Source organism: Streptomyces sp. NPDC085460 (assembly GCF_044541975.1).
Classification (GTDB): domain Bacteria; phylum Actinomycetota; class Actinomycetes; order Streptomycetales; family Streptomycetaceae; genus Streptomyces.
Map to the genome: position 1 here is coordinate 125,984 of NZ_JBITTO010000007.1, position 12,598 is coordinate 138,581.

Annotated in this window: 11 protein-coding genes; 8 read left to right on the forward strand and 3 right to left on the reverse strand. The window is 74.9% G+C overall.

The window, feature by feature from the left end; all coding sequences use genetic code 11:
• Position 1: 1 nt before the first annotated feature.
• From ACIGHB_RS19410 to ACIGHB_RS19440, 7 genes are read left to right on the forward strand one after another with little or no spacing between them, the layout of a single operon-like run.
• On the forward strand, positions 2-1,027 hold the full coding sequence (locus ACIGHB_RS19410) for an NAD-dependent epimerase/dehydratase family protein (RefSeq protein WP_399914531.1): 1,026 nt from the start codon (positions 2-4) through the stop codon (positions 1,025-1,027).
• A complete protein-coding gene (locus ACIGHB_RS19415; protein WP_360309834.1) occupies positions 1,015-2,298 on the forward strand; it encodes a DUF4910 domain-containing protein in 1,284 nt (427 codons plus the stop codon). Before ACIGHB_RS19410 ends, ACIGHB_RS19415 begins: the two co-directional genes overlap by 13 nt.
• On the forward strand, positions 2,295-3,626 hold the full coding sequence (locus ACIGHB_RS19420) for a hypothetical protein (RefSeq protein ID WP_399914534.1): 1,332 nt from the start codon (positions 2,295-2,297) through the stop codon (positions 3,624-3,626). Before ACIGHB_RS19415 ends, ACIGHB_RS19420 begins: the two co-directional genes overlap by 4 nt.
• Positions 3,627-3,633: 7 nt before the next feature.
• Positions 3,634-4,581 carry a glycosyltransferase family 2 protein gene (locus ACIGHB_RS19425; protein ID WP_360320668.1) on the forward strand — a complete coding sequence of 316 codons (948 nt, stop codon included), beginning with the start codon at positions 3,634-3,636 and terminating at the stop codon, positions 4,579-4,581.
• Positions 4,578-5,798, forward strand: a complete 1,221-nt coding sequence (locus ACIGHB_RS19430) for a polysaccharide pyruvyl transferase family protein (RefSeq protein ID WP_399914536.1) — start codon at positions 4,578-4,580, stop codon at positions 5,796-5,798. Before ACIGHB_RS19425 ends, ACIGHB_RS19430 begins: the two co-directional genes overlap by 4 nt.
• Positions 5,795-6,346 (forward strand): dTDP-4-dehydrorhamnose 3,5-epimerase family protein, encoded by a 552-nt coding sequence (locus tag ACIGHB_RS19435; RefSeq protein ID WP_399914538.1) that lies wholly within the window; start codon positions 5,795-5,797, stop codon positions 6,344-6,346. Before ACIGHB_RS19430 ends, ACIGHB_RS19435 begins: the two co-directional genes overlap by 4 nt.
• Before the next feature lies 1 nt (position 6,347).
• A complete protein-coding gene (locus tag ACIGHB_RS19440; protein WP_399914540.1) occupies positions 6,348-7,679 on the forward strand; it encodes a glutamate-1-semialdehyde 2,1-aminomutase in 1,332 nt (443 codons plus the stop codon).
• A gap of 47 nt (positions 7,680-7,726) precedes the next feature.
• On the opposite strand, the gene ACIGHB_RS19445 is transcribed toward ACIGHB_RS19440, so the two are convergent.
• Positions 7,727-8,380 (reverse strand): phosphatase PAP2 family protein, encoded by a 654-nt coding sequence (locus tag ACIGHB_RS19445; RefSeq protein WP_399914542.1) that lies wholly within the window; start codon positions 8,378-8,380, stop codon positions 7,727-7,729.
• Positions 8,381-8,450: 70 nt separating this feature from the next.
• On the reverse strand, positions 8,451-10,016 hold the full coding sequence (locus ACIGHB_RS19450; protein ID WP_399914543.1) for a fibronectin type III domain-containing protein: 1,566 nt from the start codon (positions 10,014-10,016) through the stop codon (positions 8,451-8,453).
• Between the two features lie 258 nt (positions 10,017-10,274).
• Here ACIGHB_RS19450 and ACIGHB_RS19455 point away from each other — a divergent pair, with 258 nt between their 5' ends.
• The gene (locus tag ACIGHB_RS19455; RefSeq protein WP_399914545.1) at positions 10,275-12,227 is read left to right on the forward strand and encodes an MFS transporter; all 1,953 of its coding nucleotides are present in this window, start codon (positions 10,275-10,277) and stop codon (positions 12,225-12,227) included.
• Between the two features lie 29 nt (positions 12,228-12,256).
• Here the strand turns inward: ACIGHB_RS19455 and ACIGHB_RS19460 are convergent, their stop codons facing one another.
• Positions 12,257-12,547 carry a DUF6225 family protein gene (locus ACIGHB_RS19460; protein ID WP_399914547.1) on the reverse strand — a complete coding sequence of 97 codons (291 nt, stop codon included), beginning with the start codon at positions 12,545-12,547 and terminating at the stop codon, positions 12,257-12,259.
• Positions 12,548-12,598: the final 51 nt, after the last annotated feature.

Here is a 12,598-nt window from a genome sequence, read left to right on the forward strand (position 1 = left end):
CGTGCGCGTACTGCTGACCGGACACCAGGGCTACCTGGGCTCCGTGATGGCCCCGGTCCTCGCGGCCGCCGGGCACGAGGTCGTCGGTCTCGACTCCGGCCTGTTCGCCGACTGCGTGCTCGGCCCGCGCCCGGCCGATCCCGCCGGGCACCGGGTGGACCTGCGCGACGTCACGGCCGAGCACGTCGCCGGCGTGGACGCCGTGATCCACCTGGCGGCGCTCTCCAACGACCCGCTGGGGTCGCTCGCGCCCGACCTCACCTACGACATCAACCACCACGCGTCCGTCCGGCTGGCCCGGCTGGCCCGCGACGCCGGCGTAGGGCGCTTCCTGTACGCGTCGACGTGCTCGGTGTACGGCGCCGCCGGCGGCGACGAGCTGGTCGGCGAGGACGCCCCGCTGCGCCCGGTGACCCCGTACGCCGAGTCGAAGGTGCGGGTGGAGGACGACCTGCACGCGCTCGCCGACGCCGACTTCACCCCGGTCTACCTGCGCAACGCCACCGCCTTCGGCCACTCCCCCCGGCTGCGCGCCGACATCGTCCTGAACAACCTGGTCGGCCACGCCCTGCTGTCCGGCGAGGTCCTGGTGCTCTCCGACGGCACCCCGTGGCGCCCGCTGGTGCACGCCGCCGACATCGCGCGGGCCTTCACGGCGGCCCTGGAGGCGCCCCGGGAGGCGGTGCACGACCGGGCGTTCAACATCGGCAGCGAGACCAACAACGTCACGGTCGCGGAGATCGCCGCGCAGGTCGCGGAGGCGGTCGACGGCGCGAAGGTGGTGATCACCGGGGAGAACGGCGCCGACCCCCGCTCGTACCGGGTGGACTTCTCCCGCTTCCGGGCCGCGATCCCCGGCTTCGCGTGCTGGTGGACGGTGAAGCAGGGCGCGCTCGAACTCGCCGACGCCTACCGCGAACACGGCCTGACCCGCGAGGACTTCGAGCGGCGCTTCACCCGCCTCGCCGTGCTGCGCGCCGCGTCCGAGGCCGGCGCCGTCGACGGGACCCTGCGGTGGCGCCGGTGACCACGCCCGGCGAGGAGATGCACGCGCTGGTGGAGCGGCTGTACCCGATCTGCCGGAGCATCACCGGCGACGGGGTGCGCGCCACCCTGGACATCGTCGGCGAGCACCTGCCGCTCGACGTGCACGAGGTGCCGACCGGGACGCGGGTGCTGGACTGGACGGTGCCGCAGGAGTGGAACATCCGGGACGCGTACGTCGCCGACGCCACCGGCCGGCGGGTCGTCGACTTCGCCGCGTCCAGCCTGCATGTGCTCGGCTACAGCGTCCCGGTGGCGGCGCGGATGCCCCTGTCGGAGCTCCGCGGCCACCTGCACACCCTGCCGGACCACCCCTCCTGGGTGCCGTACCGCACCAGCTACTACCGGCCGGAGTGGGGGTTCTGCCTGGCCCAGGAGACGCTGGACGCGCTGCCGGACGGCGAATACGAGGTGCGGATCGACTCGACGCTCGCCGACGGGCACCTCACCTACGCCGAGCACGTCGTCCCCGGGCGGGTGACGGACGAGGTGATCGTCTCCTGCCACGTCTGCCATCCGTCGCTGGCCAACGACAACCTGGCCGGGATCGCCGTGGCCGTCTTCCTGGCCCGTGAGCTGGCGGAGCGGACGCCCCACTACACGTACCGGTTCCTCTTCGCGCCCGGCACCATCGGGGCGATCACCTGGCTGGCGCGGAACGCGGAGCGGATCGACCGGGTGAGGCACGGCGTCGTGCTGGCGTGCGCCGGGGACCGGGGCGACCTGACGTACAAGCGGAGCCGGCGGGGCGACGCCGAGATCGACCGGGTGATGCGGCACGTCCTGGAGACCTCCGGACGCCCGCACCGGGTCGTCGGCTTCACCCCGTACGGGTACGACGAGCGGCAGTTCTGCTCGCCCGGATTCGACCTCGGCGTCGGCTCCCTCACCCGCACCCCGTACGCCGGCTACCCGGAGTACCACACCTCGGCCGACAACCCGGACTTCGTCTCCCCCGAGGCGATGGAGGACACCCTCGCGGTCTGCCGCGAGGCGTTCGGCGTCCTCGACCGCAACCGCCGCTACACCAACCTCAGCCCCTACGGCGAACCGCAGCTGGGCCGGCGGGGGCTGTACGACGCGCTGGGCGGGCGCAGCGACACGCGGCAGGCGCAGATGGCGATGCTCTGGGTGCTCAGCCTCTCCGACGGCGAGCACGGTCTGCTGGACGTCGCCGAGCGGTCCGGGCTGCCGTTCGACACGGTCGCCGCCGCGGCCGACGCGCTGCGCGACGCCGGGCTGATCAAGGCATGACGCCGCAGACCGCCGAGGGGGAGACGACCGCGCCGGCCGGGCGCGGGTCCGGGCGGCGGGCCCTCGCGGGCCGGCTCTCCTGGGGCCTCGCCGACCAGGCGGTGTGCAGCCTGACCAACTTCGCGGTCGGCGTGTACGTGGCCCGCTCGCTGGGGCTCGCCGCGTTCGGCGTGTTCAGCCTGGCCTGGGTCACGTACGGCGTGGTGCTCGCCGTGTCCCGGGGCCTGGCGACCGACCCGCTGGTGGTGCGCTTCAGCGGGGTGCCGGACGCGGCCTGGCGCGCGGCGACGGCCCGGTCGACGGGGACGGCGCTCGGCGTCGGCGCCGTCGTCGGCGCGGTGTGTCTCGTGGCCGGCCTGCTCGTCGGCGGTCGCGTGGGCACCGCGTTCGCCTGCCTGGGCGTCGTCCTGCCGGCGCTGCTGCTCCAGGACGCCTGGCGGTTCTCCTTCTTCGCCGCCGGCACCGGCCGCAAGGCGTTCGCCAACGACCTGCTGGGCGGGGTCGCGCTCGTCCCCGCCATGGTCCTCGCGGCGGGCGTGGGCAGCGTGGCCGCCTTCGTGCTCGCCTGGGGAGCGGCCGCCGCGGTGGCCGCCGGATACGGCCGCCTCCAGTCCGGCATCCGGCCCCGGCCGGGCGCGGCGCGTCGCTGGATCCGCGAGCAGCGCGACCTCGGCTACCGGTACCTGGCCGAGAACGCGGGCGTCGCCGGTGCGGGCCAGCTGCGGGCGTACGGGCTCGGGGCGATCGTCGGGGTCGGCGCGGTGGGGGTGGTGCGCGGGGCGGAGCTGCTGCTCGGCCCGTTCCTCGCCGTGCTGATGGGCCTGTCCCTGGTCACCGTCCCGGAGGCGGCGCGGGTGCTGCGGCGGGCCCCGCACCGGCTGCGCGTCTTCTGCCTGTTCCTCGGCGGCGGGCAGGCCGCCGCCGCCCTGCTGTGGGGCGCGGCGCTGCTCCTGGTGCCCGACCGGCTCGGCGCGTTCGTGCTCGGCGGCGTCTGGCACCCCGCGTCGGAGCTCATCGTGCCGGCCACGCTCGGCGTCGCCGGCGCGAGCCTCGGCACCGGTGCGGCGGCCGGGCTGCGCGCGCTCGCCGCCGCCCGGCGCGGCCTGCGCTGCCAGCTGATCGCCTCCACCCTCTACGTCGGCGGCGGGCTCGGCGGCGCGGTGGCGGCCGGCACCGCCGGCTCGGCGTGGGGCGTCGCCGCCGCGACCGTCGTGAGCTCGGCCGTGTGGTGGCTGGCCCTGCGCTCGGCCCTGCGCGCCCACGCGGACCCCGCCGCCGGTGAAGCCGCGACCACCGGAACGACCGGAACGACATCAACAGCGAAGTGAGGACGTCATGACCGCCCGACCCCGGCTGAGCATCGGCCTGCCCGTCTACAACGGCGAGGAGTACCTCGCCGAGTCCTTCGACGCCCTCCTCGGCCAGACGTACGAGGACTTCGAGCTGGTCGTCTCCGACAACGCCTCGACCGACGGAACGGCGGACATCTGCCGCCGGTACGCCGAGAAGGACTCCCGCGTCCGCTACCTCCGGCTGCCCCGGAACATCGGCGCCGCCCCGAACCACAACCACGTCTTCACGCAGTGCCGGGGCGAGCTGTTCAAGTGGGCCTCGCACGACGACCTGTACGCCCGTGACCTGCTGCGCCGCTGCGTGGAGGCGCTGGACGAGCACCCGGAGGTGATCCTCGCCCACGCCGACCAGGCTGTCATCGACGAGGAGGGCCGGGTGAAGGTGCCGTACGCGTACGGGCTCGCCACGGCCTCCCCGCACGCGCCGGTCCGGTTCCGCAGCATGCTGTTCGAGCCCGGCGGCGACGACTTCTACGGGGTGGTGCGGGCCGATGTGCTGCGCCGGGTGAAGCCGCACGACAGCTACCACCACGCGGACCGCACCTTCGTCTCCGAGCTCGGTCTGCACGGGCCCTTCCACCAGGTGCCGGAGCTGCTGTACTTCCGCCGCGACCACCCGACCCGGGCCGAGCGGGCCAACCCCTCCAAGCGGTCCCGGTGCGTCAACCTGGACCCGCGCCGGGCCGGCCCGCTGCACCCGACGCCCCGTCTCCTCGCCGAGTACGTCTGGGGCTTCGTCGCGGCGATCCGGCGGGCGCCGCTCTCCTCCGCCGACCGCCGCGCCTGCTACCGCCACCTGGCCGAGTGGGCGGCGAGCCGGGCCCGGCCGGGCGCCGGCGAGCGCGTCGAGGACCGGGCCCCGGTGGACCCGGCGCAGCTGTCCGTCTCCGTGGACGACCTGGTCGCCGGGCGCGAAGGCCGACGGGCGTGACGCCGGTACGGGTGGGGGTCTTCGGCCTGCTGGGCTCCGGGAACCTCGGCAACGACGGCTCGCTCGAAGCCGTCCTCGGCCACCTCCGCGCCACGCGCCCCGAGGCGGTCGTGGACGCGCTGTGCGGCGGACCCGCGACCGTGACGGCCCGGTACGGGATCCCCGCCACGCGGCTGCACTGGTACCGCGGCGAGTACCGGACCGCGTCCCGCGCGGGCGCGATCGCCGGCAAGGCGCTGGGCAAGGTCGTGGACGCCGTCCGCACCGCCGCCTGGGTGCGCCGCCACGACGTGGTGATCGTGCCGGGCATGGGCGTCCTGGAGGCCACGCTGCCGCTGCGGCCGTGGGGTTTCCCGTACGCGCTGTTCCTGCTCTGCGCCTCGGGGCGGCTGCTCGGCACCCGGGTCGCGCTCGTGGGCGTCGGCGCGGACGCGATCGCCGACCGGCCGACGCGGGCCCTGGTGCGCTGGTCGGCCCGGCTCGCCGCGTACCGCTCCTACCGGGACACGCTGTCGCGGGACGCGATGCGGGCGATGGGCGTGGACACCGCGCGCGACCCGGTCCACCCGGACCTGGCCTTCGCCCTGCCCGTGCCCGAGGCTCCCTCGGTTCCCGCCCCGCCGGGCCCCGCGGGGCGGGTGTGCGTCGGCGTGATGGCCTTCCGCGGCGGCAACGACGACCGGGACCGGGCCGACGAGATCCACCGGCGCTATCTGGACGGTGTGACCCGTTTCGTCCGCGCGCTCGCCGCCGAGGGCAGGACGGTCCGGCTGCTGACGGGCGACGCGTGCGACGCGCCGGTGGTCGACTCGATCCTCGACGCGGTGGACTCGCCGCTGGTGACCGCCGCGGAGGCGGCCTCGCTCGGCGACCTGATGCGGGAGACCGCCGCCGCCGACACGGTGGTGGCGACCCGCTACCACAACCTGGTCTGCGCGCTGCGGACCGGCACCCCGGCCCTCGCCCTCGGCTACGCGGCGAAGAGCGAGGCGCTCATGGCCCGGATGGGGCTGGCCGCCTTCTGCCACCCGGCGCGCGAGGTCGACGCGGACCGGCTGCTCGACCGGTTCCGCGCGCTGGAGAAGGACGCGGCCGGCCTGCGCCGCACCCTCGCCGACCGGAACCGCGCCGTCGCCCGCGAACTCGACGCCCACTTCCGGGCGTTGACGACCGCCCTGTTCCCCGACACCGTCCCCACCCCGCGAGAGGCACCATGAAAGCGACCGAAGTACCGGCGATCGCCGGCGCCTACCTGTTCGAGCCGACGCCGCACGCCGACGAGCGCGGCTCCTTCTGCCGCACCTTCGACGCCGACGTGGTCCGCTCCGTCGGCCTCGACCCGGACGCCTTCGTCCAGGACAGCCTCTCCCGCTCGGTCCGGGGCGTGCTGCGCGGGCTGCACCTGCGCTCCGGCGCCGGCGAGGCGAAGCTCGTGCGCTGCTCGTACGGGCGGATCTTCGACGTCATCGTGGACCTGCGGCCCGGCTCTCCGACGTACCGCGCCGTGGCCACCTTCGAGCTGTCCGACGCGACGCAGACGACCCTCTACATCCCGGCGGGGTGCGCGCACGGCTTCCAGGCGCTGACGGGACCCGCCGACGTCTCGTACCGGATCGACCGCCCGCACGACCCGGCCGAGGACGTGACGATCGCCCACGACGACCCCGAACTCGCCGTCCCGTGGCCGCTGCCGGTCACCTCGATGTCCCGCAGGGACCGGGAGGCACCGAGCCTCGCCGAGGTCCTGAAGCGGCGGGAAGGCTGACGTGGCCGGGGAACCCGAGGAGTTCGCACTGCCCTTGTCGCGGGCGGCGAACGAGCGCCTGCACGCGATGGTCCCCGGCGGCGCGCACACCTACGCCAAGGGCGACGACCAGTATCCCGAGGGCCTCGCGCCGGTCATCAGCCACGGCCGGGGCGCCCACGTGTGGGACGTCGACGGCAACCGGTACGTCGAGTACGGCTCCGGCCTGCGGTCGGTCAGCCTCGGCCACGCCCATCCGCGCGTGACCGAGGCGGTCCGGCGGGAGCTGGACCGGGGCGGCAACTTCGTCCGGCCGTCCGTGGTGGAGATCGAGGCGGCGGAACGCTTCCTGGCGACGGTGCCCACCGCCGAGATGGTGAAGTTCGCGAAGAACGGCTCCGACGCGACGACCGCGGCGGTGCGCCTGGCCCGCGCCGCCACGGGACGGGCGCGGGTCGCGATCTGCGCCGACCACCCGTTCTTCTCCACCGACGACTGGTTCATCGGCACCACCCCCATGGCGGACGGCATCCCGCCGGCCACCGCCGCGCTCACCGTGCGGTTCCCCTACGGCGACCTGCCGGCCACCGAGGAACTGCTCAGCCGGTACGAGGGGGAGATCGCCTGCCTGATCCTCGAACCGGCCACCCAGACCGAGCCTCCCCCCGGATACCTGACGGGCCTGCGCGCCCTGGCCGACCGGCACGGCTGCCTCCTGGTCCTCGACGAGATGATCACCGGCTTCCGCTGGTCGGAGGCGGGCGCCCAGAGCCTGTACGGGGTCGTGCCCGACCTGTCCACCTTCGGCAAGGCGCTGGGCAACGGGTTCGCCGTCGCCGCCCTCGCGGGCCGCCGCGAGCTGATGGAGCGGGGCGGGCTGCGGCACTCCGGCGACCGGGTGTTCCTGCTGTCCACCACGCACGGCGCGGAGACGCACGCGCTGGCCGCCGCGACGGCCGTGCAGACGACGTACACCGAGGAGGGCGTCACGGCGCGGCTGCACGCCCTCGGCGAGCGGCTGGCGGCCGGGGTCCGCGAGGCGGCGGCGAGCATGGACGTGGCCGATCACGTGCTCGTACGGGGCCGGGCCAGCAACCTCGTCTTCGCCACCCTCGACGAGCACGGGCGGCCCTCGCAGGAGTACCGCACCCTCTTCCTGCGCCGGCTCCTCGCGGGCGGCGTGCTGGCCCCGTCGTTCGTGGTGAGCGCCGCGCTCGACGAGGCCGACATCGACCACACCGTCGAGGTGGTGGCGCAGGCGTGCGCGGTGTACCGGAAGGCGTTGGACGCCGGCGATCCGACGCCGTGGATGGGCGGACGGGCGGTGAGACCCGTGTTCCGCCGCAGGGCCTGAGGAGGTGCCGGCGGGGCGGCTCCGGCGCGTCCCCCCGTCCCGGCCGGTCAGCCGTCGACGGCGACCGCGGCGGACCGGCCGGCGATCCGGTCGATCAGCCACGCGGTCGCCGGCACCACCGCGAGGGCGGTGCACAGACCGCCGAGGGTGTCGGTCGGGTGGTGGGCGGCGAGGGCGACCTGCGCCCAGCCCATGACGGCGCCGGCGGCGAGGGCGGCGACGAGGGCCAGGAGGGCGCCGGCCGCCCGGCCGAGCCGCCCGGCCGCGAGCAGCGCGAGCACGAGGGCGTACGCGGTGAGGAAGCCGGTGTGCCCGCTCGGGTAGGAGAGGTATCCGTCGTGGATGGTGCGCCCGACGAGCGGCTTCAGCACCTTCGTCGCGCCCACGGTCAGACCGGTGCCGGCGACGACGAGCACGGCCGCGCGGGGCCGCCGCAGCAGCAGGCAGACGCCCACGGCGGCCAGGACCAGGACCGCCGCGCCCAGCGGCTCGCCCAGGAAGTCCACGGCCAGGGCGGCCCGCCGCCCGCCCGGCATCGTGCCCGCCACGGCCTCCCCGATCCGGGCGTCCACCCCGCCGGACTCACCGGCGCCCGCGTACCGGACCCCGATCAGGACGACCGCCGACGCGGCCAGGGCCGCCGTCGGCCCGAGCCACGTCCGTGACGGCGGGGGCAGCAGGGCGGCCGGCGTGTTCCGCAACTCGGCTCCTCGGGACGGCGGGACCGCACACGACGCCCACCACCCTAACCACCGCCCGGCGCCGCCGAGTTCAGCACCTGACCCAGTGGCCCGGGGAGGTCTCCTTGAGGGTGCTGGTGACCATGACGTTCCACAGGCCGAGGTGCTGCTCCGAGCCGTTGGCGTAGGTGTGGCCGCCGAGGTGGTGGGCCCGGCCGGCCTGCGTGTGGGCGTAGTTGCTGGCCGTCACGCAGACCGGCGCGGTGCCGGTGGTGGTGGCGGTGACGGCGGCGCTCCTGGCCCCGGGCGTGCCGGCCGCGTCCACGGCGGCGACGGTGTACGCGTAGGCCGTGCCGGCGGCCAGGCCCGTGTCCGTGAAGGCCGTACCGGCGGTGATCGGCGCCGGGTTGGCCTTCGTGCCGTTCCTGTACACGTCGTACGAGGCCGCGCCCGGCACGGCGTTCCAGGCCAACGAGACGCTGGAGGAGGTGGTGGCGGTGGCGGCCAGACCGGTCGGCGCGGGCAGGGACGGGGTGCCGGTGGGCGCGCCGGCGCCGAGGGCCGCGGCCATGTTCATCACGGCCGTCATCTGCGGGCCGCTCTTGTGGGCGTAGTCGGCCGACTTGTAGCCCCACCAGTCCCAGCAGCCGCGGGGGTTGCCGGTCATGGTGGTGGCCTGCGGGTAGAGGACGATCAGGTCGTTGGTGTCGGCGTACTCGTTGAGGTACGCCTTGTCCATGAGCGCGTTGCCGACGAGACCGAAGTACTGGTAGCAGCCGTGGAGGGTGACCATCAGCTTGCAGGACGCCCCGTCCTGGCAGGACCTCGGGACGTACGCGAAGCCCTCGGTGCCCATACTGATCGCGCTCGGGCTGCCGCCGGGCGTGTACGCGCTCTGGTCGAAGCGCACGAGTTTCCCGGTCAGGGCGGAGGAGGTGGCGGGCTTCACGCTGCCGAGCAGGTGCGTGAGCATCTCCTCGACCGGGTCGCCTCCGCAGGTGTTGACGTACGGCGAGCTGGTGGAGGTGCACGCGTTGGGGCCGATCGGGCTGACCCAGGCGTGCCCGGCGGCGGAGGTGTTGTCGTTGACGACGTCGGTGCCGAGGTCGCGGTAGTAACGCGCGAGGTCGTCGTGCACGGCCTGCTTGACGGTGGTGTCGTTGGTGCCGTGGAACAGCCACACCTTGTCGCCGGCGAGGTTGGCCACCGGGTCGAGCTTGCCGGCCGCGGCCCGGTCGCGGGTCAACTGGGCGAGCTGGGCGGGGGTCTTGCGGGCCTGGAAGGTGTCCATGCAGGCGTACAGGGCGGTGTTGAGGTTGTTCTGGGCGCAGTCGTACGGGCCGGCCGAGAAGATTCCGGCGCCCTGGAACACACCGGAGTAGGCGACGTGCAGCTGGTTGGCCATGAATCCGCCGGACGAGAGGCCGCTCACGTACGTCTCGTCGATGTCGTACCGCTCCAGCGGGCCGGCGGTCGGCGGCGGCACGGCGGCCGTCACGGGGGCGGCGGTCGCGGCGGCGATGCCCACGGCCGCGAGGGCGGCCACGAGGAGCCGTCTGACGGTCGCCTTCGCGGCCACGTGGGAGAGCGTCGGGGCGGGTGTCTTCACGGGTGCCTTCGCGGGCTGCTTCATGAGGGTGTTCACGGGGATCTTCATGGGGTCTCCGGAAGGGGAGCGGGGCGGTGGTGGGGATGCGGACATCCTGAGGACAGCGGGCGGCCCCGGCCCACATGTCGTCCCACCACTTCCACGGCCGCCGATGTGGCGTGCCCTGCCATAGAAACGAAAGGTTCCGGCCACCCCGTGCCCGGCGGCGGCCGATCGTGCCGCCCTCCGTGTGGCGTGAGGGGCGTTTCCACTAGGTTGTGACCCCCGCACCCGTCCGAAGAGTTCGTCGAAGGGCTGACCTCGACCGTGGAACAGCTGACCGGGGAGGACCCCGCGCACATAGGCCCGTACCGTCTGATCGCCCGCCTCGGCGCGGGCGGGATGGGCCTGGTCTACCTGGGCCGCAACGACCTGGGGCGTACGGTCGCCGTCAAGGTCGTGCAGGCCGAACACGCCCAGCACGGCGAGTTCCGGCGGCGGTTCGCCCGCGAGGTGGCGGCGGCCCGGCGGGTGGGCGGGGCCTGGACCGCCGACGTCCTGGACGCCGACACCGAGGCCGCCGTGCCCTGGGTGGCGACCCAGTACATCCCCGGACCCGACCTGACCACCGTCGTGGGGCGGGACTTCGGCCCGCTGCCCGAGCACTCGGTCCGCACCCTCGCCAACCGTCTCGCGCTGGCCCTCCAGGCGGTGCACGAGGCCGGCCTGATCCACCGTGACCTCAAGCCGTCCAACGTCCTGATCACCGTGGACGGCCCGCGTGTCATCGACTTCGGCATCGCGCGCGCGATGGACGGCCTGGCCGGGGACAGCCTCCACACGCGCACCGGCATGCTGATCGGCTCGCCCGGCTTCATGTCCCCGGAGCAGGTGCGCGGCCTCGAACTCACCCCGGCGTCCGATGTGTTCTGCCTGGGCGCGCTCCTCGTCTACGCCTCCACCGGACGCCTCCTCTTCGGCGCCACGGACACCGGTCTGAACGCCCACCTCTTCCGCGTCGCAGAGGAGGAACCGGACCTGACCGGCGTGCCCGACGCGCTCGTCCCCCTCGTCCGCGCGTGTCTGCACAAGGACCCGACGCTGCGGCCCACGCCGCACGAGGTGGCCGCGCACACGGCGACGGCCGCCACCGGCGAGGCGGACGAATGGCTGCCGGGGGCGGTACTGGCCCAGCTCGGCCGCCGCGCCGCGCATCTGCTGGACTACGCGCCCGCCGCCGTACCCGCCCGGCCCGCGTCCGCCCGGCCCGCGCCCGCGTCCGCCCGGCCCGCGCCTCACGTGTACACCCCGACGGCCCCGGCGCTCGCCGACGCCCCGCCGCTCCTGCCGTCCGGCCCCTGGAGCGCGCCCACGTCACCGGCCGGCGCCGCGCCTCCGGAGGTGTCACGGCCGCGGCGCTGGTGGGGCCTGGCGGCGCTCGCCCTGGCCCAGCTGATCGTCCTCTTCGACGCGGCGTTCTCCAACACGGCCATGATGATGAACGGCGCGAGCCGGGACCTGGGGCTGCCCGGCGACGGCCTGAAGGTCTCGTCCACGGTCTATCTGGACCTCATGCCCCTCGCCTACGCGCTGGCCTTCGTCCTGGTCCTGCTGTGCGGCACCCGCGTCGCGGACCGCCTGGGCCGCAAGAGGGCCCTGCTGCTCGGCCTGACGGGCTTCGCGGTGACCGCCGTGCTCGGCGGTCTGGCGCCCTCCGGCGAGCTGTGGATCGCGGCCCGCGCCCTCCAGGGCGCCTTCGCCGCGCTCGTCTCGACCTCCGCGCCGCTCCTGGTGTCCCCCGCCTTCCCCGACCCCCGGGAACGCCGCAAGGCGGTCGGCCTCCACATCGTGATCGCGGGCATCGGCCCGGCCCTCGGCCTGCTGATGGCCTGGATGGTCGCCCTGGGCTTCGCCTGGCGGTCGTGCCTGCTCGCCACGGTCCCGTTCGCCCTGATCGCCCTGATCGGCGTGGCGACCCTGGTCCATGACCGCCCGGGCCGCACCGGCGCCCGCCTCGACTCCCTCGTCGCGCTCTTCGGCGCCCTCGGAGTGACCGCCGTCAGCGGAGCCGTCCCGCACTTCACCGGCCAGCACGTCGTGCTCCCGGTCGCCGGGCTCCTCCTGGCGGCCTACGTCTGGCGCCAGACCGTGACGTCCGCCCCAACCCTCACCCCCGCCGGCCCCGCCCTCCGGGCCCCGGCCGTTCCGCTCGCCGCGATGGCCCTGACGAACGTCGCGGCGGTGGCCGTCCTCTTCGCCACGGGTCACCTGCACTCCTGACAGAGCCTTCCCGAGCGGACGAGGAGCGGCTAGCACTCCTCGTCGGCTCCCGCGCCGTCCGGGTAGCGCCCCGCCGGCCAGTCGGCGAAGAGCGTGTGCTCGACCTCGTCGCGCGCCGGCGTCCGCTCGGTCGCGGGCCGGATCATCGTCACCGGCGCGTACGCGACGAGGACCCGGTCGTCGTATCCCTCGGCGCCCGGGAACGGCGCGACGGCGACGTGCACCGGGGCGTCGTCGGGCACGCCCACCAGCGCCTCGCGCAACCGCCCCACGGTCCAGACGACGGGCCGGTGTTCGGTCTCGACTCCACTCTCTTCCATGCGCGGAGGCTACCGCTCGTCGTCCGGGCGCGTGAGGGGCGTCCGGCGGCG